This window comes from Citrobacter sp. Cpo126 (genome assembly GCF_030332445.1).
Taxonomy (GTDB): Bacteria; Pseudomonadota; Gammaproteobacteria; order Enterobacterales; family Enterobacteriaceae; genus Citrobacter; species Citrobacter portucalensis.
Window position 1 is genome coordinate 205,479 of sequence record NZ_JAOWHT010000032.1, and the last position, 23,063, is coordinate 228,541.

Annotated in this window: 23 protein-coding genes, 1 tRNA gene and 1 pseudogene; 18 read left to right on the forward strand and 7 right to left on the reverse strand. The window is 46.3% G+C overall.

Annotation, left to right across the window (positions count from 1 at the left end):
- Window positions 1-12 precede the first annotated feature (12 nt).
- Complete coding sequence (locus OGY17_RS10260) at window positions 13-1,242, reverse strand: diguanylate phosphodiesterase (protein ID WP_111465468.1); 1,230 nt, start codon at window positions 1,240-1,242, stop codon at window positions 13-15.
- A 318-nt stretch (window positions 1,243-1,560) separates the two neighbouring features.
- Here OGY17_RS10260 and ycgZ point away from each other — a divergent pair, with 318 nt between their 5' ends.
- The 4 genes from ycgZ (at window position 1,561) to OGY17_RS10280 (ending at window position 3,095) form a co-directional block, all read left to right on the forward strand.
- Window positions 1,561-1,797: a regulatory protein YcgZ gene (gene ycgZ / locus OGY17_RS10265; RefSeq protein ID WP_003833500.1), complete on the forward strand. Its 237-nt coding sequence runs from the start codon at window positions 1,561-1,563 to the stop codon at window positions 1,795-1,797.
- Window positions 1,798-1,837: 40 nt separating this feature from the next.
- Entirely contained in the window at window positions 1,838-2,110 is a 273-nt protein-coding gene (locus OGY17_RS10270; RefSeq protein ID WP_008784991.1) for a hypothetical protein, read from the forward strand.
- Window positions 2,111-2,144: 34 nt separating this feature from the next.
- Entirely contained in the window at window positions 2,145-2,411 is a 267-nt protein-coding gene (locus OGY17_RS10275) for a biofilm development regulator YmgB/AriR family protein (protein ID WP_008784990.1), read from the forward strand.
- Window positions 2,412-2,543: 132 nt separating this feature from the next.
- Window positions 2,544-3,095 (forward strand): LuxR C-terminal-related transcriptional regulator, encoded by a 552-nt coding sequence (locus OGY17_RS10280; RefSeq protein WP_048235241.1) that lies wholly within the window; start codon window positions 2,544-2,546, stop codon window positions 3,093-3,095.
- A gap of 76 nt (window positions 3,096-3,171) precedes the next feature.
- Here OGY17_RS10280 and OGY17_RS10285 read toward each other — a convergent pair whose 3' ends face one another.
- The 3 genes from OGY17_RS10285 to OGY17_RS10295 all read right to left on the reverse strand — a co-directional run bounded on the left by OGY17_RS10285 (window position 3,172) and on the right by OGY17_RS10295 (window position 6,911).
- Complete coding sequence (locus tag OGY17_RS10285; protein WP_003833490.1) at window positions 3,172-4,431, reverse strand: MFS transporter; 1,260 nt, start codon at window positions 4,429-4,431, stop codon at window positions 3,172-3,174.
- Window positions 4,432-4,496: 65 nt separating this feature from the next.
- Entirely contained in the window at window positions 4,497-5,444 is a 948-nt protein-coding gene (locus OGY17_RS10290; RefSeq protein WP_286607163.1) for a PfkB family carbohydrate kinase, read from the reverse strand.
- Window positions 5,445-5,474: 30 nt separating this feature from the next.
- The gene (locus tag OGY17_RS10295; protein ID WP_286607165.1) at window positions 5,475-6,911 is read right to left on the reverse strand and encodes a glycoside hydrolase family 32 protein; all 1,437 of its coding nucleotides are present in this window, start codon (window positions 6,909-6,911) and stop codon (window positions 5,475-5,477) included.
- A gap of 174 nt (window positions 6,912-7,085) precedes the next feature.
- Here OGY17_RS10295 and OGY17_RS10300 point away from each other — a divergent pair, with 174 nt between their 5' ends.
- From OGY17_RS10300 to fucO, 7 genes are all read left to right on the forward strand, one after another.
- The gene (locus tag OGY17_RS10300; protein WP_286607167.1) at window positions 7,086-8,081 is read left to right on the forward strand and encodes a LacI family DNA-binding transcriptional regulator; all 996 of its coding nucleotides are present in this window, start codon (window positions 7,086-7,088) and stop codon (window positions 8,079-8,081) included.
- A 523-nt stretch (window positions 8,082-8,604) separates the two neighbouring features.
- Window positions 8,605-9,459, forward strand: coding sequence for an amidohydrolase family protein (locus OGY17_RS10305; RefSeq protein ID WP_195994712.1), 855 nt, complete (start codon window positions 8,605-8,607; stop codon window positions 9,457-9,459).
- A gap of 13 nt (window positions 9,460-9,472) precedes the next feature.
- Complete coding sequence (locus tag OGY17_RS10310; RefSeq protein WP_053069329.1) at window positions 9,473-10,852, forward strand: PTS transporter subunit IIC; 1,380 nt, start codon at window positions 9,473-9,475, stop codon at window positions 10,850-10,852.
- Window positions 10,853-10,880: 28 nt separating this feature from the next.
- Window positions 10,881-11,876, forward strand: a complete 996-nt coding sequence (locus OGY17_RS10315; protein WP_286607170.1) for an aldo/keto reductase — start codon at window positions 10,881-10,883, stop codon at window positions 11,874-11,876.
- A 47-nt stretch (window positions 11,877-11,923) separates the two neighbouring features.
- On the forward strand, window positions 11,924-13,024 hold the full coding sequence (locus OGY17_RS10320) for a mandelate racemase/muconate lactonizing enzyme family protein (RefSeq protein ID WP_286607173.1): 1,101 nt from the start codon (window positions 11,924-11,926) through the stop codon (window positions 13,022-13,024).
- Window positions 13,025-13,053: 29 nt separating this feature from the next.
- Window positions 13,054-13,950, forward strand: a complete 897-nt coding sequence (locus tag OGY17_RS10325; protein ID WP_195994711.1) for a dihydrodipicolinate synthase family protein — start codon at window positions 13,054-13,056, stop codon at window positions 13,948-13,950.
- 79 nt (window positions 13,951-14,029) lie between these two features.
- Window positions 14,030-15,181: a lactaldehyde reductase gene (gene fucO, locus OGY17_RS10330; protein ID WP_048224064.1), complete on the forward strand. Its 1,152-nt coding sequence runs from the start codon at window positions 14,030-14,032 to the stop codon at window positions 15,179-15,181.
- Between the two features lie 53 nt (window positions 15,182-15,234).
- Here fucO and OGY17_RS10335 read toward each other — a convergent pair whose 3' ends face one another.
- Window positions 15,235-15,846 (reverse strand): GntR family transcriptional regulator, encoded by a 612-nt coding sequence (locus OGY17_RS10335; protein ID WP_048216229.1) that lies wholly within the window; start codon window positions 15,844-15,846, stop codon window positions 15,235-15,237.
- A gap of 529 nt (window positions 15,847-16,375) precedes the next feature.
- On the opposite strand from OGY17_RS10335, the gene OGY17_RS10340 reads away from it, so the two are divergent.
- The 6 genes and pseudogenes from OGY17_RS10340 to OGY17_RS23335 all read left to right on the forward strand — a co-directional run.
- A complete protein-coding gene (locus tag OGY17_RS10340; protein WP_103285325.1) occupies window positions 16,376-17,296 on the forward strand; it encodes a helix-turn-helix transcriptional regulator in 921 nt (306 codons plus the stop codon).
- Window positions 17,297-17,334: 38 nt separating this feature from the next.
- Window positions 17,335-18,432: a hypothetical protein gene (locus tag OGY17_RS10345; RefSeq protein WP_048216231.1), complete on the forward strand. Its 1,098-nt coding sequence runs from the start codon at window positions 17,335-17,337 to the stop codon at window positions 18,430-18,432.
- 46 nt (window positions 18,433-18,478) lie between these two features.
- Window positions 18,479-20,050 carry a cobalamin adenosyltransferase gene (locus tag OGY17_RS10350; protein ID WP_286607175.1) on the forward strand — a complete coding sequence of 524 codons (1,572 nt, stop codon included), beginning with the start codon at window positions 18,479-18,481 and terminating at the stop codon, window positions 20,048-20,050.
- A complete protein-coding gene (locus OGY17_RS10355; RefSeq protein WP_048235250.1) occupies window positions 20,047-20,313 on the forward strand; it encodes a YkgJ family cysteine cluster protein in 267 nt (88 codons plus the stop codon). The genes OGY17_RS10350 and OGY17_RS10355 overlap by 4 nt, the downstream gene beginning before the upstream one ends.
- Window positions 20,314-20,415 (forward strand) — tRNA-Thr (locus tag OGY17_RS10360).
- A 155-nt stretch (window positions 20,416-20,570) separates the two neighbouring features.
- Window positions 20,571-20,771: pseudogene (locus OGY17_RS23335) on the forward strand (tyrosine-type recombinase/integrase); the annotation flags it as partial.
- Here the strand turns inward: OGY17_RS23335 and OGY17_RS10365 are convergent.
- Window positions 20,770-21,270, reverse strand: a complete 501-nt coding sequence (locus OGY17_RS10365; RefSeq protein ID WP_048235251.1) for a FidL-like protein — start codon at window positions 21,268-21,270, stop codon at window positions 20,770-20,772. The pseudogene OGY17_RS23335 and the gene OGY17_RS10365 sit on opposite strands and share 2 nt — an antisense overlap.
- Window positions 21,260-22,051 carry a winged helix-turn-helix domain-containing protein gene (locus tag OGY17_RS10370; RefSeq protein WP_231504598.1) on the reverse strand — a complete coding sequence of 264 codons (792 nt, stop codon included), beginning with the start codon at window positions 22,049-22,051 and terminating at the stop codon, window positions 21,260-21,262. The genes OGY17_RS10365 and OGY17_RS10370 overlap by 11 nt, the downstream gene beginning before the upstream one ends.
- A gap of 277 nt (window positions 22,052-22,328) precedes the next feature.
- On the opposite strand from OGY17_RS10370, the gene OGY17_RS10375 reads away from it, so the two are divergent.
- Entirely contained in the window at window positions 22,329-22,862 is a 534-nt protein-coding gene (locus OGY17_RS10375) for a hypothetical protein (protein WP_048216235.1), read from the forward strand.
- Window positions 22,863-23,063 lie beyond the last annotated feature (201 nt).

The window sequence follows — 23,063 nt, forward strand, 5'->3', positions numbered from 1 at the left end:
ACAATGCGTTAGTTATTTTGACGCTGAGAAATCATTTTTCTCTGGCCATGCAACAGACGGAATACCATTCAGGCAGGCTTGTGCAAAAAGGTTACCCTGGAAGATTTCAATACCTGCGGACTCAAGCCACATCCACTCTTCAGGTTTTTCAACGCCGACTGCGGAAATCATGATTTCCAGTGAAGTGCAGCATTTTATAATTGCCTGAATGATGGCCTGTCTTGGTCCACTTTTATGCACATCCGTGATCAGCTCGCGGCTTATCTTAATTCGGTCGGGTTGAAAACGAGACAGAAGCTGAAGCCCGGCAAAACCTGCCCCAAAATGATCTATCGCCACACAGATCCCCGCAGCCTTGAGTGACTTTACGGCCTGCGCGAACGTATCAAAGCGCGATATAACTTCGCTTTCGGTAAACTCTACAATGATTTGTTCAGGCACCAGTCCGTGCGCCGCGATTTCGTTTATCAGAAAGCTGACTGCATCGGGTTTGTTTACCAGGGTCATAGGGAGCAGATTGACTGACAGCATTTTGTCGTTAAGTCCCAGCGCGCTTGCCATTGCAAAAGCAGTCTTTTTGCTCTGCAGATCCGCGGTATACAGTTCTTCAGGATTTAAGTTGCCAAAATAAGTTGCGGGCGTTTCACCGTCTCTACCACGAATAAGTGCTTCCAGAGCAATGACGCGCTGCGACATAGGATCGATAATGGGTTGAAAAGCAAAGCTGAAATCGATATTGGACTGGAGTGTGCTTCCATCCAGGAGAGTACAAGAGTTGTCGGCAATAAAACTCCAGTAATCAGGCGCAGGTATTTCAAAATAACTCGATTTTTCCGTCGCAAGGACAAATGTGCGGAAAAACTGTAATGCCCGGTCATCATAGGTGAGCTGAAATTTTGATGTTCCCTTGTTAAGTACCGCTTGCAGGACGTCATTGCGTTCATGTTTTTGTAAATCAAATAACTCCATTCCCACCTTTCCGAATCTTCTCGCAGGCGCGTAATCACACATCAGCTCAACGATATTGTGGTGCCGTGGGTCGTTACATATACAACGATAAATCTCTTTTACCTGCTCCTCAGGTCCTTCAAGCAGTTGGAAAAAGTGGCGGCCATTAAAGAGTAAAATTCCCGTAACATCGGAGCGCCGGTTTTTTAGATTTGCGGCTGTCACCATATCCTCAAGCGCTCTGAGGGGGGCGTCATCACGTAGATGGCTACGGTAAATAATGGTCGTGAGCATGGACAGTCCGGGATCAAGGGAAGGGAAGATATATGGACAGTATCAAACAAACCATCTTATGTCCTGATTTTAATACATTATTCTAACTTTATTTTTACAAACAAAGGCCCTTAAAAAGATCGAATTCATTCGTTAAACGAAGTGGATTGTACAACTGAATTTGATTTTATGTAGTTTGGTATTGATATAAATTACTGATTATATTGATTTAGCACTTTTTGATAAAAATTGATGGTTCGCGTTGTACACATTTTTGGTACAACTTTGCTACTGTTATAAAACTTAATATTCACCAGCATTTTGTTACAGGAGCATGACATGCAGCAGCATACCGTTCGCACTGATACTGCAAGCGCGATTTCTCGTTACTTTGCGAAGGCGCATCTGCCAACTCAACAGGAAACATTGGGAGAAATCGTCACTGAGATACTCAAGGATGGACGAAATCTGAACCGCAAATCACTTTGCACCAAGCTTCTGTGTCGTCTTGAAAAAGCATCTGGGGAGAAAGAACAGAAACATTACAATGCGTTAATTGGTCTGCTTTTTGAATAAAATAAACCCCTTACTTATAGGGGTAAGTAGTGAAGGAGTTATGAAGAAAACTGATAGTGAACGCCTGAAACATGAAATTACAGGTTTGGCTGTGCTAGAAATTTTGCGAATGCATACAGACGTTTCGTTAGCCGCAGTGATTAAGCAATTGCGACTTATGCAGGCCAGTGAAATAGATGGCACACGCAAGCAATTAATTGACAGCGTTATCAATGATTTTACAAACATTAATCCGGGGAAGATAAGTAGAAAACCGGATAAAACCAGAGATGAGAGTGCTTTCAGTGCCAGCAAAAACCCTAAATTACATTAAAGATAATCTTCCAGACTATACAAGCGAGGTTACCATGCTTCATGAAATTAATGTCCACAGTGTAATGACGGATAAAGCTTTATCAAGTTACTTCCATAATGCAGGTGAGCTATTAGCAGATGAGTCTGTGGTATTGGGACAGGCGGTAACAAATGTAATTCTGGCAGGTGATAATGTTAATAATAAAAACATCATTTTAAGCCTGATTAGTTCTCTGGAATCAACAGTCGACGTTGTCCAGGCAGATGTTATCAGAAAAACCCTGGAAATAGTGCTGCGCTACACAGCTGACGACGTCTAAAAGTCTTCATGTTAATATAATATGTACAGTACCTTTGTTATATGCTGAAAGCACTCATGCTGAGCATTTTTTTGATTAAGACTATACATAGCACCCTCTCTAGAACAATTGTGATTTTTCATTGAGGCCATAATGATGAACATCGTTCAGGAACACACTGGAAACGCAGATTTATGGATTGATGATATTTTTATCAGGCAAGGGCTAAAGAATATTCTTGCAGATATTGTTTTCGAAGATGATAAGACGCATCTGGTTTTTTTCACCGCCAATCACTTTGAGGCGGTAAAAAGGCAAAATTACGATCTGAAAACGCATCGTCTGGTACTGCTGATTGATGGTCATCTGTACAGATATCTCAATGATTTATCACTTTACAGACTGCCAATAGATGTTAGCGTTGCCACATTCAAAAAATTTATTATTGATATTACTCGTTCTGGCGGTATACACGACAATCAGTCAGAACTAAATATTTCGCTGACTGCGCGAGATAAATATATTCTAACGCAGTTAGGAGAAGGTCGAACTATTTTTGAGATATCCGCCTTGTTAAATCTACATTTGAAAACGATTTACCAGGCCAGGCAGAATCTGATCAAGAAGCTTGGTTGTTCTGGGCTGATTGATTTTCAGGGAATACTGCGAGCGAAAATATTCCGCAACTGGCTGGAACATGCCTGAATAAATCGACAGTTCGTACTTACTTTTGGGGGATACGGCAGGGCCAATGGCCCTGTCCGATATATTTTAAACTTCGCTACTCTGTCACCAGTTCATTTCCCATCTTCTGCTGATGATGTTTTTTGCTCAACGAGAAGTAGCCAAATATTAGCGTTATTACCACAATGCTGGCCATAATCAGGAAGATTTCCTGATAGCCCACTTTATCAAACAACTTACCGACAGGCAGTGACAGCACGATAATGCCAATGGAACTGGCGATATTGAAGCCAATAAGATATATCGTTGATGACAGGCGTTTATCAAAATTTGCTACGCTGAATTTAAACACTGAAATAACAAACAGTGGGACTTCCAGCGCATGAAGCATTTTAATCAAGGAGATAATATAGATATCGGTGAACAGTGCTGAACCCAGGATTCGACAGGTCATGATTGTGCCACCCAGCAGCAATGCGGATTTAGGCCCGATGCGGTTAATCAGGAATGGAACCAGCGCCATACCGACGGCTTCCATAAAGACCTGTACCGAGTTGAGGTAGCCGTATACGCGTGGTGCCAGTTCGGGATCGTCAAATAAGCTGGCGTAAAACACCGGGAACATCTGCTGATCGTAGATGCTATAGAACGACCAGGTGCCGACGACAAAGATAACGAAAAACCAGAACTGCGTATCTTTAAAGATAGTGAGAAAATCATTTCGGGTCAGCGCGTCAGGTTCAGGAGAACGCGTTTTTACAGAAGATGGGGCGGGTGAGTTGGTTTTGAACAACACGTTAATCAACAGGAATAACACCCCCATTACCGATACGCACCAGAAGTTAATGTGTGGGTTGATGCTGAAGAAGATACCGCCAACAAATGTCCCTGCGGCGTAGCCAAGCGATCCCCACAAGCGGGCGGTGCCGAATTCAAAGTTGAATTTGCGGCTCACTTTTTCGACGAAGCTTTCTACCAGACCACAACCCGCGAGGTAGCCAAGGCCAAAGAAAATGGCTCCCAGCGCCATACCAAGTTTGAAGTTGGAGGTCAGCAGCGGTTCGTAAACATAAATCAGGAACGGGCCGCTGAGCGTGATGACTATCCCCATCAGCCAGATAAGGTGTTTACGGGTGCCGAGCTTATCCTGCAGAAAACCGTAGACCAGCATAAACAGCATGCTAAAGAACTGGTTTACGGCATACAGCATTCCCAGCTCCGTTCCGGACAGGCCAAGTTTATTTTTTAGCCATATCGCATAAAAAGACCACCACAACGACCAGGCGGCAAAGAAAAAAAGCAGATACCCGGACGAGTACCGATATTTGTCATTACTGAACGGCATATTTATCTTCATGATTTTTCCAATCCAGATCAGGTCATTGTAAGGTCTTTCTGATACGACGTAACGAGTGCGCTTTATTACGGGGTAATCGTCCTCCGTAGCGACGGTTGTGACTGAATAAAGCTGCTCAGGTGTTGGTTGTCGGGAAACGCGCTTAGCGCGCCACGCCGGGTGGTCGCCAGAGCACCACAAGCGCTGGCCTGCTCGATAAGTGGAAGTAGCGTTGACGTCGATTTGGGCCAGCCTTCCTCGGCGAGTGCCGCCAGCAACCCGGCCATAAAGGCATCACCGGCGCCAGTGGTATCGATACTTTCGACGTTATAGCCGCTTAAAGTTAGCCTGCTGTTTTGCCAGAAAGCGATAGCGCCGTCGGCACCGCGGGTGACGATTTTCAGGCGTGCAGGAAAATCAACCAGACGTTCGCAGGCGCTACTGAGACAGTTGGTCTGCGTTAGCCACAGCAGCTCTTCTTCCGACATCTTCAGAATGTCGCTCTGCCGGGCAAACTCGTTGACAAGGTCAAACATCTGCATCTCGTTGCTCCACATCTGCGGACGCAGATTGATGTCAAAGCTCAGAGTGCCGCCGGTCTGTCGCAATGCGGCCATAGCCTGGGCGAGGGTGGCGCGGCAGTCAGGGGCAACCAGCGCCAGCGAGCAGAAGTGCAGAATATCGGCGCCAAAGTCGGGCAGGCTCGCCGGGCTGAGAAATTGATCGGCAGACGGATTGACCAAAAACTCAAACTGCCGCTCGCCGTTGGGAGCCAGTGAAACCAGTACGGTACTGGTGTGCTGATGTGCATCAAACTCCAGACTTCCTGTATCCACCTGCGCTGTTTCCAGAGTCTGATGCAGAAATCGACCAAAAGTGTCATTGCCCACACGGCCAATAAAACCGCTGGCGCGGCCAAGGCGAGCCACGCCGAGTGCCACATTGAAGGGAGCGCCTCCCGCGCAGGCTTCAAACTGCATATTGTCGCGCGGCAATAAATCCACCACAGCGTCTCCGAGCGTCCAGATAGTCATTATTTTTCCCCAAAGCAGTAAGACGGATGTTTATTTGGCGCTGAGCGGCCAGGCATGCCCTTGATTAAAAATGGCGTGTCCGTTCAGGCTGAATAAGGTCAGTTGGCGATCGTCCGGTTCAGGATAAATACGACTGCTAAGGGTATATTCACCGTGATTGACAAATACCTCTACCGAGGAGCTGTCGATAAATAAGCGCAGATCCAGCCGGTCACCAACTGGCAGCGGCACGCTGCGATAACCAGAGAGACTATGCTGCGGGTAGCGGCGATCCAGCACCAGACGCTGTGCCTGAGCATCGACGTAGACCCGTAGTCCATCACCCAGCGCGATACCATATTCTTCAGCACTGCTGCGGGCGATATCGATGCTCAGTTCGACTTCAATAGCGTGCGCCTGCTCCTCTACCATCAGGATGCGATTGTGCAGTTCGCTGACCGGCCAGACATGAAGCTCACCGCGTAATAATTCCAGCTCTTTCACCGGGTTCATACGCAGCCGCTGATCGGTATCGAGCGTCACCTCGCGGGGGAGGGTAAGCATGCCCGCCCAGCCTTCGGCTTGTTCTGGCATTGGCGATTCCCACATCGACAGCCAGCCAATCACGATGCGGCGCCCATCCGGGGTGGTAAATGACTGGGGGGCGTAAAAATCATGCCCGTGATCCATCTCCTGGAAGGCGTGGGTGACGTGAAAATGGAGATTATCCTGCCATTCGCCGACCATATAGCCGCTCTGGAACAGGTTACGGCAATCGTATCCGTCTGCGGCGATGCCCTGAGGCGAGAACATGAAGACGAGCTTATCGTTGAGTGGGAAGAGGTCTGGGCACTCCCACATGTAGCCCATGCCGTCATCGGCCCTGCCGAGCGTGCTGGCAAACTGCCAGTGCTGTAGATCTTGCGAGCGATAGAGCTGCACTTCGCCCACGTCATCGACCCGGGCGCCCACCACCATGTACCAGTTGTCTCCCTCTTGCCAGACTTTCGGATCGCGAAAATGGTGTACGCCTCGCGGGGTATCCAGAATCACGCCCTGGCGTTCAAAGTGAATCCCGTCGGTGCTGGTGGCCAGGCACTGTACCTGATACAGGTTTTCATCTTTCGCCTCGCCGTCAAACTTATGTCCGGTGTAGATCAGGGCCAGCTTATTACCTTCAACCACCGCTGAACCGGAAAAACAGCCGTCTTTATCTTCCGGCCCTTCTGGTGCCAGTGCGATGGGTAAGTGCTCCCAGTTCACCATATCGCGGCTGCGCGCATGGCCCCAGTGCATTGGTCCCCAGACCGGCTGCCACGGATAGTGCTGATAGAACGCATGGTAGTAACCATCGAACCAGGACAGACCGTTGGGATCATTCATCCAACCCGCCGGTGGCGCCAGGTGATAGCGTGGATACCAGCGCGGGTTTATAAGGTCTTTCTGCTGGCTTAAGGCTTCGTTGGCTTTGGAAAGTAGTGACGTCATTTGCTTGTCCCTGTAAGTGAATTGTTCAAAAGATAACGTTAACATTCTCGGTTTTCTCGCAGATTTGATGGTAATATCGATGTTAATCACAAAAGTTAACGTTAACATTTTGCAGGTGTTATCGAGATCGCATTTTCAGACCCCGGCAAAGTGAACACCGGCGAAGGAGAGGGTATGGCATCTTTAAAGGATGTGGCGCAGCGGGCTAACGTCTCGTTAATGACCGTATCGCGGGCGATTAACGAGCCCGAACGGCTACGGCCTGAAACCTATAAAAAGGTGATGGAAGCGGTAGATGCGCTGGGGTATGTCTCCGATCTCTCCGCTAAAAAAATTCGTGGCGCGAAAACCACGGCTAACACGATTGGGGTGCTGGCGCTGGACACCATGACTACGCCATTTTCCGTGGAGATAACGCTCTCTATCGAAGAGACCGCGCGGGCACACGGTTGGAATAGCTTTGTGGTGAATATGTTCAGCAATGACAAGCCAGAGAAAATGGTTGATCTGCTGCTGGCGCATCGTCCGGACGGTATTATCTACACCGCGATGGGGCTGCGCCAGGTACCGGTACCGGAAAAGCTGCATAAGTATCGCTGCGTGCTGGCGAACTGCGAAAGCACAAGCGGCCCTTTCCCCACCTATATTCCCGATGATGAACAAGGGCAATATCTTGGCGTGAAAGCGCTGCTGGCCGCAGGCTATCGCCGACTGCTGTGCATCCACCTGCCGAAAGGAATTGTGGCGACCGATCGCCGTCGGGCGGGAATGGAAAGGGCTTGTCGTGAAGCGGGTGTCGACCCTGATGCAATGTTCCACCACTATCTTCCGCCGGGCGAGCGCCACCATATTGATGCGGCGGAGATTGTCGGGCATTACCTGAGCGGCGCGCGCCCGATGTTCGATGCGGTGGTGTGCGGTAACGACCGCGTGGCTTTTGTTATCTACCAGCTCTTGCTGGGGCGAGGGCTGCGCATTCCGCAGGACGTCGCTGTGCTGGGCTATGACAATATGGTGGGCACCGGCGAGCTATTTTTGCCGCCGCTCTCAACGGTACAGCTGCCGCACTATGAAATCGGTCGTCTTAGCGCGCTGCATCTTATCCAGGGGCTCGATCACCGGGATACCGTGCGGGTAGACAGCCCCTGGCTTCCGCGCGCCTCAATATGATTAACCTAACTGCTTCGTTTCATCAACCGGAGGGATGTGTGAATTATGTGGGGGGGGTCGCTAATTTGCTGGTGGATGTTACAAAACTGAAACGTGGGGGTACTGCTAAGTCACGGTTTAGCGCGCAAGGCTCAAAGTTGGGGCGTGTATTAAGCTCTCGTCGTAATTTAGGGTTTCAATAAAATAACCGTTATTTATTAATGTTAACGTATCAATACATCGTAACTTACGAAACGTTTAGATTTTAGTTCGTACTTACCCATCTATCGCTCTTCTCTGCTCATTCTGCTTCTGTAACTTCAGCGGGACGCACAAGCGTCCACCACATTAACCACATGCAATAGTTCAGCTCAGTGACATCGGATTCTACGGCGGTTATAGGCTTTTACGTCCCTTTTTTAGCCTACAGATAAACCGTGAAAATTGTGATCCCGTACTCAGATAGTGCATTCCGTGGTTGCCTTTTAACCACAGACTTTTATTGTATTCTCATTGTATACAATTAAAATACAGGAGGGTGAGTATGAAAGTGATTGATACCCATAACCATGTTTGGCATTGCCAGGGAGAGCATTTTGCCTGGATCACAGACGATCTGGCGGCAATTCGCCGTGATTTTCTTATTGACGATTTGCAGGCCGTATTGGCTGAAAACCACATCGAAGGCGCCATTTTAGTACAAGCCATCCCTTCAATTGAGGAGACCGAATGGCTGCTGGAAATAGCTGAGCATCACGATGAAGTAAAAGGTGTTGTGGGATGGGTGGATATAAACCGCGGGGCTGGGATCGCAGAGGATTTGCAGAGACTGCAGAGAAAATCCCGCTATCTGAAAGGGATCCGCTATATGTCTCAGGGCTTGCCTGAGAGCCATTTAGTGACCCCGCAATTTATCCAGGGGGTACGTTGCGTTGGAGAGCAGGGGCTGGTGTATGAACTGCTGGTTACGCACCAACAGCTGGAGGCGGCAAGCCAGCTTATCTCTGTTTGTCCGGAAGTGACCTTTGTTATCGAACATGCGGCAAAACCCGCAGTTCGCGACGGAGAAATTACCCGCTGGCGTGAACAGTTAATGTTGATTGGTGAGGCTTACAGCAATGTTTTTTGCAAACTATCAGGCCTGGTCACGGAAGCAGATTATGCCCGCTGGACGGGACCTGGGCAGGCGAGCCAGGAGCTTGAACCTTATTTTAGCTCGGTTTTTGCCGCATTTGGTGATGAGCGAGTAATGTATGGATCCGACTGGCCTGTTTCTCTACTGGCATTACCGTATGCCGACACTTTAGGGCTTTACCAGAACTACCTGCAATCTCACCAGGCTCTTTCCAGCGATAACTTTTTTTATCGCGTGGCAGAGAAGGTTTACTCATTAAAGTAACAGGGGGGCACTTATGGAAGTCGTTCAATATATCCTCGGATTTGGCCCGGCAGTGGTCATTCCAATGATTATGTTTTTATTTGCCGTGCTATTTGGCGCGAAACTTGCCGATGCGGCGAAAAATGCAATGACGGTAGGTATTGGTTTTCTCGGTCTTTCGTTGCTGATCGGTTTTATGGTGACATCACTTAGCAGTTCGACAGAAGCGATGGTAAAAAACCTCAATCTTCATTATGAAGTATTGGATCTGGGCTGGCCGTTAATTAGCGCCTTCAGTCTGGCTGCGCTTTCTCTCCCGATTGTTTATGCGTTATGTTTTGCCACTAATTTGTTGATGATTTCAACCAATACCACCAAAACTCTTAACGTTGATTTTTGGAATTACTGGCACTTTGTATTTGCCGGAATCATCGTTGAACAGGTGACGGGTTCATTTTGGATGGGGATTTTTGCAAGTTGGATCACATTTATTATTACGCTAAAAATCGCCGATTACATTGCCCCACATGTGCAGAAATTCTGTGACACGCCAAACGTGACCATTACTCAGGCGGAGATCGTCGCATGGGCTCCGCTGGCATTTTTAATGGACCGTGTAATTGATCGCATTCCGTTGATTAACAAAATTGACCTTAATCTCAGCAAAATTGAAGCCAAACTAGGGTTTTTTGGTAGTCCGTTAGCGATGGGGGCCATTCTTGGGGTGATCATCGGTATGCTTGGCGCGCTACCGTTCAGCGATATTATTAAGAGTGGAATGAATTTTGCTGCGGTCATGGTGTTATTACCGACGATGGCGGGAGTGCTGGTCAGTGGTCTGGTACCGATTACTGAAATTGCTTCTGAATGGGTAAAGAAACGTTTTCCAACAAAGTCACTTTATTTTGGTATCAGCGGTGAAATTGCTTTTAAAAATCCTGCGGTATTGTCTGTAGGTATTTTGATGGTGCCACTCACGATCCTGATTAGTACTATTTTGCCTTTTAATACCATGATGCCATTCGCCGATATTCCTTATCTGCCGATATTTGTTGTCTTTGGCACGGTTGCATGCAACGGAAACATGTTCCGCGGATTAATTAATGGCATTGTCATCGTGTGTGGGATCCTGTGGTTTGGTTCGGATCTCGCGGTTGTGTCGCAGGCTTTGGCCGAAAAGGCGCAACTGAATGTGCCAAAAGAGATGATGGCCTCATCAATTGATGGTGGCTCACACGCTATATCTTATATCTTCTACAAAATGTTCGAGCTGTTAAAAGGAATGAATCCTGCACTCTTGTGTCTTTTTTCTATCGTAGTGACTGGGATTATTATTTATGTGCTGAAGTTGATTTTTAATATTAATAATAAATCAACGACCGCGGCCTCATTAACTGCTAACAAAGTTGACTAAGAATACTGATAAACATCAGGGGAATATTATGATCACTCAGAATACAATTAAAAGTGTAGGGCTTAGTGTACCTTCTTTAACCTTCGGCGCAGCCAGCCTGGCTAATTTATTCAGAACGCTGAGCAATAACGAAGCCATGGACATTGTTGATAAGGCCATTCAGGTTGGCTGGCGCTACTTTGATACTGCACCACATTATGGCAGCGGACTTTCTGAGTTGCGTTTAGGTTTGGGATTACGTGGACTGGAGCGTAGCGAATATGTTTTGTCCACCAAGGTTGGTCGTCTGCTGCAATCCCGGAAACAAGAGCCAGGCCTTGAAGCAGGAGAATTTTTTTATGATGAGAACCCTTTTAACCGACAGGCTGATTACTCCTATGAGGGCATCATGCGCTCATACGAAAACTCTATCCAGCGGCTGGGAACCCGTTATATCGACATTCTCTATGTACACGATCTCGGCACTTATACCTACGGCAATACGGAACTGGAACGCAAACATTTTAAAACCTTCTGTGAGTCAGGGCAGAAAGCACTAGAAGAGCTTAAGCGCAATGGCGATATCAAAGCCTGGGGCGCAGGCGCGAATGAAGAGGCAATCCTGATGGAGGTGATGGATAACGCTGCCCCGGATATCTTAATGCTCGCCAACCGCTACAACCTGCTGGAAACAGACCGCCAGGCGTTCTTTGCCAAATGTGAAAGCAACAATGTTTCGGTGGCTGTTGCTGCACCTTTCGCTACCGGAGTTTTAGTCGCGAAAGATAAATCTAAGGCGTTGTATGAATACGGTTCCGCGCCAGCGCAGGTTATTGAAAAAGTAAATGCGATAGAAGCGCTATGTGCAAAACATGCCGTGCCGATTGGTGCTGCGGCGCTGCAATTCCCATTAAGAAACCAAAATGTGGTCACCGTAACCTGCGGCGTTCAATCCGTAGAACAAGCGTTGACTAATTTTGCCTGGGCTAACTGGGATATTCCGCAGGAATTGTGGGATGAACTGGCCAGCATTGGTATTCAGTAAGCATCATTTGTAACTTTGCGAAAAAATTAACAGATATTGAGGATGTAATGAAAATAGTTAAAGCCGAAATCTTTATGGTTGATTTGAAACCTAAAGTAAAACGTGTCGATGCGATTCAGTCTTTTGTCTCACAAGAGACGCCGATTATTCGTTTAACAACATCGAGTGGAGAAATTGGTGAGGGCTATACCTACACAATTGGCACCGGCGGCTCATCTGTGGTTGCGCTGTTACGAGATCACCTGTTACCGAAATTGATTGGTCAGGATGCGACGATGATTGAGGGCATCTGGGAATCATTGCTGTTCTCAACTCATGCGACCTCGGTTGGCGCCATTACGTCTCTGGCACTGGCAGCCATTGATACCGCATTATGGGATTTGAAGTGTAAGCGCATGAATTTGCCGCTGTATAAAGTCGCAGGTGGTGCGAAGTCGCGCATGAAGTTATACACCACCGAAGGGGGCTGGCTGCATTTAAGCACTCAGGAATTAGTTGATGATGCGCTGGCTGTTAAGGCGCAGGGATTCTGCGGTTCTAAAATCAAAATTGGTTCTGAAAATCCGGTGCGTGATATCGAGCGTTTGACTGCTGTACGTGAAGCGGTGGGTGATGAGTACGTGATCATGACTGATTGCAACCAGGCGTTTAAATTCTCGGAAGCCAAACAGCGCGCAGCGTTGTTGGAACATATTAATCTTTCATGGATTGAAGAGCCGTTTCTGGCACATGATGTTGATTCTCATCAAAAATTGTGTGAGTCAACCACCATTCCTGTCGCGGTGGGTGAGTCCATTTATTCTATCCAGCACTTCAAAGAGTATTTACAGAATAATGCCGCAGATATTATTCAGGTTGATGTGGCTCGTATTGGTGGTATTACACCATGGCTTAAAGTTGCACATATGGCGGAATGCTTTAATAAAATTGTCTGTCCGCATTTCTTGATGGAATTGCATATATCATTATGTTGCGCCATTACTAATAGCCGTTGGTTGGAATATATTCCACAGCTCGATAGTGTTACTCTAAATAAAGTGAATATTCGCGAAGGATATGCTTTCCCACCAGAAGAACCTGGTTTGGGTATTCAGTGGGACTGGCAGAAAATACAGGCTGATACTGTTGTTTACCATGTCATTGAATAAAACAATTTTTATTTTCTCAGGAATATATTATGTCTGAAAATCATGCTCAATTTCACGGTGCATGGTGCCCATCAATTACGCCTTTTGATCAACAAGGAAATATTGATTTATCGGCACTGCAGCAGCATTTGCGACGTTTGGAAGAGGCTGGGACTCATGTCGTATTGCTAATGGGAAGTATTGGGGAGTTCACCGCATTAACGCTGGATGAACGACTGATGCTTATCCGTGAGGCACGGAAAATGTCATCGCTGCCGCTGGTGGCAAATATCTCAGCTACCTGTATGGCGGATATGATACGTCTGTCAGAAGAGGCCTGGCATTGCGGGTATCAAGCAGTGATGATTCTACCTCACTACTATTTTCAACAAACGCCGGCCCAACTATTGGCATACTACCGCGGTCTGGGGCAGCGCCTGAATGGAAAATGGTTCGCATACAACTTTCCTGCCCGAACTGGATGCGACCTGGACGCGGTACTGGTAGCGCAATTAGCGGCAGAATTTCCCAATTTTGTGGGTGTTAAAGATACTGTTGATTGTCTCTCTCATACTCGCGCAATTATTCAGAAAGTCGCGTCCGTTAGAGACGATTTTGTTGTTCTGTCCGGTTATGATGAATATCTTATCCCAAATCTTCTCGCAGGTGGCGCGGGAGTTATTTCAGGATTAAATAATATTTGCCCCGAACTTTTTGTGCAGGCAATTAAAGCTTGGGATGAAAATGATCTTACCCAGCTTACTGGCATACAGCGTGAGATAAGCCGACTTTCTGCCATTTATAATATTGGTAATGATTTTGTTACTACAATTAAAACCGCGGTGGCTCATAAGTTTCAGTATTCTGGAGAGAAATCAAGAAGCTTTGCGGGGGAACTAACTCGTCAGGAATCGCAACAGATTGACATAATGTTCAGTATCCAATAATCAAAAATCAATAACAGCATACATTATGCTACGGCAATGCTGTATTGCTGTTATACCTCTCTGTTATAAGGTATAGAATATGTCTTATAGAATGATATTAAATGAAACCTCATATTTTGGCGTGGGTTCAATTAACGCTATCGTTGATGAAGTTAAAAAGCGAGGTTTTAAAAAAGCGCTGGTAGTTACTGACCACGATCTTATCCAGTTTAATGTAGCGACCAAGGTACTTGATATTCTTGATAGCGCAGGGTTGCCTTACCAAATTTTTGATAAGGTCATACCTAACCCTACGATTGACGTCGTGCAGCAAGGTGTTGAGGCATTTCGTCAGGCGGGGGCAGATTACCTGGTCGCTATTGGTGGCGGTTCACCGCAGGATACGTGCAAAGCGGTAGGGATAATCATTAACAACCCTGAGTTTGCCGATGTCCGCAGCCTCGAAGGTGGGGCTGACACTAAAAATGCCGCTGTACCGATGATTGCCATTCCAACGACCGCGGGTACGGCAGCTGAGGTGACTATTAACTATGTGATTACCGATGTAGAGAACCGACGTAAGTTCGTTTGCTACGATCCTCATGCTATTCCGGTCGTTGCCATTATTGATGCTGACATGATGGCCAGCATGCCGCCCAGTTTAAAAGCGGCAACCGGTGTTGACGCACTGACTCATGCAATCGAAGGATATATTACGAAAGGGGCATGGGAATTAACCGATACGCTTCATTTAAAGGCGATTGAGATGATAGGGCGTTCGCTACGCGGTTCGATACAGGGAATCGCCCAGGACGCTGAAGGCATGGCGGTGGGGCAGTATATTGCCGGGATGGGCTTTTCTAATGTCGGATTGGGCCTGGTGCATGGGATGGCCCATCCTCTGGGTGCATTCTATGGTACGCCACACGGCGTCGCCAATGCAGTGCTATTGCCGCATATCATGGCATACAACGCCGAGTTTACAGGAGACAAATATCGCCAAATTGCACAGGCTTTGGGCAATACTCAGGCCATGGTGATGCCGATCGAAGAGGCGCGTCAGGCGGCCGTTGAAGCCGTGGCACAGCTTAACCGCGACGTAAATATTCCCGCCCGACTGCGCGATATCGGCATGAAATATGAAGATATCGATGCTCTGGCAGCCGCGGCAATGGCGGACGTCTGTACAGGTGGAAACCCTCGAGATACTTGTATTGAAGAGATTAAGGCGTTGTACCGACAACTCTACTAATTTTTAACTTTCCACATGACCGGTAGAAATACCGGTCATGTTATATGCATAGCCTATTTAAAGCTGGAGAACAGGCGGTTGTAGGAGTTGTTGACGTGATGGGCAATGGCCTCACGGGTTTGTTCTATATCGCGGGCAATAATACCGGCGCAAATTTTCAAATGTTCTTTGGATGAATCAATAATTGAATCATTTTTCATTTTGTCTGAACGCAGCATGCGTAACCGGTCATACATGAAGGTCAGCGTTTTAGTCACAATAGCGTTGTGGCAATCGGATAGCATTTGTTCATGTAGCTCGTTATCAGCTTCGAGTAATAAAGACACATTCGAATCATGAAAACCGACTTCAATTTTATCTTTAATTGTCTGGTAGCGTTGCGGGTCCTGGTTCTCCCATGACAAATTCAATACCATAATTTCAATGTCTTTTCGGATCTGGAAAATATCACGTATTTCACTGAGCGTAATGGGTTTAATGGTTTTCGTTTTATTTTTGGAAGGCTCAATCCAGCCTTCAGTCATCAGGCGAAACAAAGCTTCGCGCAGCGGCGTACGGCTGACATTAAGTTCCTGACATAGCTCATTTTCTGAGATAGCCCCCACCAACTCATTGGCGATGATTTTGGCCTTCAATTGATGATATGTTTTTTCGCTGATGTTCATAGTCTGGCTTTAATGAGGGTCATAATCATGTTTAATGAGATACAAATTAGCCCCTTGTCACTATGAAATCAATGGGTAAGCCCGGTTGTACAACGAATTAGCTCGTGTTTCAACGACTCAGTCAGCAGCACTAACAGCTGCCAGCGCGTCCACATCCTTCTGCAGATGATGTTTTTTTACTCAGCGTGAAGAAACCAAATACCGGCGTTCATACCACGATACTGGCCATCATTAAGAAACTCTCCTGACAATCCACCTTTGCAAACTCAACGTTGAATTTGGCTTAGTGGAAGAGATAGCCGTTAGCCAGTTTGATGAGGATGTATGTAGGTGGTCTTTTGGGCGCCATGTCTCTGGCATTTACTCCTGATGAGGAGCGCTTTTTGTCCCTAAAAATTGTCCAATGCGACTAATGGTCAAATAAATTGTCGATTTCTCTAAAAAAAATGATCAGCGTGCCGATACACTGACAGGATATGTCAGCATTTTATATATAATTCATGTCAGGAAAACAGAAAAGTAGGTGCTTATGGCTGATTCAGCAAGGAGTTGCTCAGCAGAACGTTTAGTCGATATCCTAATAGAGCTGCAAACTTGTGGCGTAGTGAATCGCTATCAGTTGATGAAGAAATTTAATATCACTGAACGAACGGTCTATCGTGATCTTAATATGCTTTCCTCCTTTATTGAGGGGTGTGGTGGAGGAGAGTATCGATTGATACCGATTCGCGCGCAGAATAATAGCGCCTATGCCCTTCATGACCCACTGGCAAAGCTGCTGGACGCCGACGCGGTTTTTCCTGATAGAGATGAGGATTTTTGGCTTAGCTTAGAAAAACGAGCGGTAGAACAGCATGTTAGAGTTCAGTTTGGTCGCCCTGAACATTCAGTCAGAAATGATTTGCGAAAGTATTTTAACTTATTAGAAAAAGCGATTCAGAAAAACAGTGTCTGTCATATTTTATATAAAGACAAAACGCGCACCGTTCACCCTTATAAATTAGTTAACCAGAAAAATATTTGGTATCTGCAGGCGACCGAGGACGGAAAGCTAAAGTCTTTTTCGTTAAGTAAAATTCGGTGGTTGGATATCCGGAAAGAGCATTTTACGGTCGATACACCCACACTGTCATTAATTGATGAGCATCGCGATCCTTGGGTAAGTGAAGAGACGTTTGAGGTGCGGGTGCGTATTAAACACAGCATTGCAGGCTACTTCGCAAGACGAGATTTACTGCCTCAGCAAGAATTAGTGCGTGAAGAGAATGATGGCGTGACTTTGCTTTGCAAGGCAGCACATCAGAATCAAATTATTCCACTAATTCTATTCTGGTTACCGAATATAGAAATTCTGGAACCTGAATGGTTGAAAAAAACGGTCATCAACATACTGCATAACTACATCACTGGCGATCGCGACTCTGTTCCTGTTCTGGAATGTGATGTGTAGCGGGTAACAACGACTTATTGCACAGGAGATTTTTATTTATGGCATTACCTTTCATTATTCTGGGCGTCGCGGCAGCGGCAACGGCGTTTGGTGGCAAAAAAGCTTATGATGGCTACCAGAAAAAATCAGAAGCCGACGATGTTTTAGATCGCGCGCAGCGTCGCTTTGATAAGCATAAAGAGAGCTTTGATCTGGCGAATGAAACAACGTCGAAAAAACTGGCCGAGCTGGGTGAAAAAGAACTGAAGATCGGTAAAGATTTCAATGAATTTAAAACGATTGCCGACGATCTGTTGGCGCGAATGGCTAAGGATGGGCATAAAGATCTTCGTCTGAAGGTACCGCAGCACAACATCAATAAAATTCAGAGTCTGGCGATTTCCGCCACGGAATATCTGACGACGGTCGTCGGTGCCGGGGTGTCCGGTGCTGCCGCTGGTTTTGCCGTGTACAGCGGCGTGATGGCGTTTGCCGCAGCGTCTACCGGTACGCCGATTGCCGCCCTGTCTGGTGCGGCGGCGTATAACGCCACAATGGCGGCTATTGGCGGCGGTTCTCTGGCCGCAGGCGGCTGGGGAATGGCGGGCGGTGCGATGGTACTTGGCGGCGCGGTAGTGGCTCCGTTGATTGCTATCGCAGGCTGGGCTTACGATAGCCATGCCGAAAAGGCGCTTAACAATGCTTATCAAAGCTCCCGTGAAGTGACAGCTGCGGTGGAAAAAATGAATGCGGCTGAAGCGCAGCTGACGAAGGTGCAGCAGTATGTAAATAGCATTTATGAATCAATAACCCGTATGCATAGCGTCTTTGTTCAACACTACTTTGAACCGCTGAAAGCGATGCATGCCATCATTGTTGAACGTCATGAGAAGAATATAACCACCGAGATTAGTGAGTCGGAAGAGATCATGGCGATTATCGACCATGGTTATGAATTAGCCGCCATCATGACCGACGTGATCACCACGCCGCTGTTCAAGCCGGTGACGCAGGAAAACGGTGAAGCTGTTATCGAAGATGGCGTGATCCAACTGCAGACCGACAGCAACGGTATGAACCTGCTGAACAAAGAGATTCTGGACGAAAAACTGGCGGTTTCTGCTTCTGAGTTTGACGCATTTTCTTCTCGTATTTAATCGACGCGCCGGGCGAATCTGCCCGGCATTGCTATGGGCGAGCACAATGAACACAGCCAGGTTTGACTGGGGTGAAGAGTTACATCAGACGGTGGTTAAGAGTCTGACCACCTCTTTTGGGTTGGATTTTCTCTTGCTGGAGGATAAACACGGCGGCGATGTGAATACCATTCATAACGCTCGCGAGGGAGTGTATGCCACCGACGCCGAGCGTCAACGGTACGAGCTTCGTGAAGGGTATGATTCTCATCATTACCATAGCCACGAAAACTACATTGCCACCAACCGGGCGGGAAAAAAGGCGCACGAGGCCGGTACGTTGACCGATACCTACACCGGTGAGAAATTTGCGGCTAATGATAAAAAGAACCTCGACCATATTATTGCCGCCCATGAAATTCACAACGATCCAGGGCGTATCCTTGCCGAATGCGATGGTGCCGATCTGGCTAATGATTCATCAAATCTGACCTTCACGAATGAGTCGCTGAATAAGGCGAAGAAGGCGAAAACGATGGATGCCTTCGTGCAAACGCTACAAGAACAGCATGCTGTGACCACGCAGGAAATTGCCCGTTTACGCAGCCAGGCAACGCTTTCCGAGCAAGAGCAAAAACAGCTGAATAAGCTGGAAAATAAAGCCGCCGCCGATTTTGAACGGATGAAAGAGGCCGACAAAAAGGCGCGGGCAAAATACAACAGCACGATCAATCGGGAATATTACACCAGCAGTAAGTTTGCGAAGAATGTCGCCACCGCCACAATGAACAATGCGTTTCGCATGGGAACGCGGCAGATGTTGGGGCTGATTCTGGCAGAGACCTGGTTTGAGTTCCGTGAGCGTATTCCCGTGATGTTTGAGAAGCATCGTCATTCATTCGATGCCGGAGACTTCCTGCAAGATGCGGCGGAGGCATTACGCGCAGTCTGGCAGCGAGTGCAGGGTAAATTCAGCACTTTCCTGACGTCCTTTAAAGACGGTGCCATCGGTGGCGTGCTCTCCAGCATTACAACGACGCTGTTCAATATATTCTTTACGACTAAGAAGATGATGGTGCGCCTGATTCGTGAGATGTGGAACAATTTGGTACAGGCCTTTAAAGTTATGGTCTTTAACCCTGAAGGCTTAGCGCCGGGGCAGCTCGCTAAAGCGGTAAGCAAGCTGGTGGCTGCGGGTGTTGCCGTGGCTGCTGGTGTGGTGGTTAACGAAGCTTTAGCCAAGATGCTCGTCTTTCCTTTTGGTCCGGAACTGGCCGCTTTCTGCGGTGCGCTGGCGACAGGTATTCTGACGCTGGTAATGAACTACTTCCTGGAACACAGCGCATTGATGAAAAAGGTCTGGGCGTTTCTGGATACGTTTAAAGATAAGTATCAGAAAGCACTAGAGTATTATCAGCAGGTGAATGCTGAACTCGATCGTTATCTACTGGAGCTTTCGGCGTTAGAGTTTGCTATTGATACGTCAGCGTTATCGCGTTTCTCGCTGCATCTTAACGCGGTGAACAGTGAAATTGAGCGTGGTTTGTTGCTGCGTGCAGAGGTTGAGCGCCGAAATATTGCGCTACCGTTTGAAGCAGGGAATACCCGTTCTGTGCGTAGCTGGTTAAGTAAGCTATGACGCTCACGCCCGCGTTTCCCTGTAACCAGTGTGGCGCTTGTTGTCGCCACGTCGATCGCGCCAGTGAAACGCAATTTCTTGATCGCGGTGACGGCATTTGTCGTCACTATCAGATGGAGACAAAGCTGTGCGCGATTTATGAAACACGTCCGCTTATTTGCCAGGTAGAAAAGCAGTATCAGCTTAACTACCAACAGCAATATAGCTGGCAGGAGTTCATTACGCTTAATCGTGAAGCGTGTTTAATTCTGGAGAAAATGTAGGGCGGTGTGCTTCACGAAGGGGTCAGGGTCAATATGTACTCATTATGGAGTTGGCTCGCTTTCGTAATGCGAAGGTCGTAGGTTCGACTCCTATTATCGTGCCATTTAAATCAATAGGTTACAGTTTCTTATTTGCATATAATCTTACTGTTTTCTCTCCCGCGTACTTACTGGTGTACTTATTTAGCATGTCATAGCTGAGTGTCATGTTCCCGTTCTCAAATAAATTCAGACCCTACAAACTATTCCCTTCATAGGCTACTAAGAAGCCAATCCAACAGAAGTATCTAACTGAAAACTCATTGCGTTTACATGAAAGTGGTCAAATGCTTGATATACCTCATTGGACGTCCCATGATCTGTGCCGTACTGTACGGACAGGGCTATCTCGTTTGCAATGTCCAAACGAGGTAGCTGAGGCTATATTGGGGCATATGCGTGGCGGCGTTGAAGGTATTAGGATTTACTGACACATAAAAGTGATGGTGAAAAAATGTTGCCTATCAGATATGCATTTTGAAGTTTTGATACATGCATTCGTTTCTCTGGTTCAGAGCTATCGTAGATGGCTTTAGTAAAAAAATCATCAGGCATTGTGTCAGCTGATTTCTTTCTCAGTCGTGCTTCAGAAAGCCTTACGGTGCCAGAATCTAGCATCACGTATTCAAACGCAATGGTACGCTGGACGCTACTTTTCCCAACGCCATGCTCTCCTGTTTCCGTAACGACACCAGAAAAATCAACCTCACCGGATCCGTCTTTATAAATCTGAACGTATACACTGCCATTGAATTTCACCCCATGAGGTAATTCTGGCATCGAGATCGTCGATACACAGTTGATGCTTATCCCATTATTGGGTGCCCAGTCAGCGATTCCTGTCGCGCGAACAGCAATTGCTGAAATAAACGCAATTGCTGAGACGCTTATCAGTGTTTTTTTCTTATTAATTTTCATGGATATAGATATCCTTGCAACCTGCAAATTTAGTTTGTTCTTTGTTATTCCAGGTGCAGCGGGACAAAAATACGCGTCCTTTTTCACCGTAGGTGTATAGATCGTCAGGCTGGAAGAAGTAGGTCGCACCCTGAATGCACGGAAGGTAAGTGTTTGTTAACAATCTGGCTTTTTCGAGTTTGACGGACATCATTTCTGGGGAATTGTTATAAAAAGTATACACAGGGCACTGATCAATCTTACCGAGTTTCCAAGTCTTTATAGCTGAAATCATATCAGAAGCACCATTTTGTAATGGGTAAAAGGCTATAACCAGTGAACTCAGCAACAAAGTCATTACCAAAATCCAGATTTTTGCCGATACTTGCGTTTTTTTTATTTGCACCGATGCCTTAACATTTAATGAATTGATTTCACGGTAGTTATCAGTCTCTCTGATAGATATAGAGTCATCAGGAACCAAGAAGCCCACCCGGGGTATAGTCTGAATGACTTCCTGATTACAGCCGAGATCGTGGAGTCCTCTTCGTATAAATGAAATGTACTGGCTCAGAGAGTTATTCGAGGCCTGAAACCCATTCTTATCCCAAACATTAACTAAAAGATCCTCACGGGAAACGACCTTGCCTCGTTGCTCAAGCAGGAACGAAAAAATACGATTCGCCGTGATGGAAAGTACAACCGAATTTTCGGGTGATGAAAGACTGGCAAGGACACCATCATCAGTTCTGAATGTTACTTCGTTGTAAATTTGGTAAAGCATATGTGTATTCATCTGCATATGATTGTTCCTCTCTATTTTAGCTGATATTTCACGTTTTGACATTGTGCTCTATCACGCATACGCATTTTGCAGTTAGATATTTTATAAAACTATTTCTTCTATTGATTTATCAGAATATCTACCTATATGACATGACATTACTTCTATAGATTCCTGGGTAAGGTGTTGTTGTATTATTATTTTCGTCTCAAACCCTCCCAGTAACGAGGCTCTTCGTGAAGGTTCTGTCAATTAATTTTGATAACATCATGAAGGGCATTATCAGGATTTACTCATGATGGATAGGCAAACATTCATGGTCATCACGCATGATACTTTTCTTCGTCAGTCTATTTTCGCTTTAATGAAACAAATTTGTTGTGAAAATAGAATATGTTTCATTGATGTCGATTCATTTAACTCGCTTGGAGAACTGAATGACACCCTATATCACTTTTCCAAAGAGGATGAAATTCGAACGATTTTGATCTCTCGCGGGTTATGGATCTCTAAGGTTATCTCATCTCAAATTGATTTATCTGTGTATGATGATTTAAACAAATGGCGACACCTTATAACGATAGCTAAACTAAAATCGGTGAGTAATGTAATTGAAAAAATTGAATTCTTCAAGGACTTCAAAGGAATGAGCCAATGTGAAGTTAAAACAATTCAATCACTAAAACTTTCAGAGAGTATTTTCTTGGCTGCAAAAAAATCAGGCGTAAGTTATAAAAACTTTTTGAGAAGTACACTCGCTATAGCAAAGAGGTATAATCTTAAAAACACCGCCAACCTGCACTTCTTTGTTTACAGGTTTAATAAATAGGATTACTCTCAAAAAAGTTTTTCCAGGGTGGTAATCCCCCCTGGAGCTTTTTAATCATGAAGCTATTAGTTAACGACATGCTGAAAATATATATCGATAATATGTACTCACCAGAATGTATCCTTCCGCTAACCAATAAAATGTCGTGTAACACCATTTAAAATTCAGCACGATAATCTTTAAAGATTTATTTTTATAGAT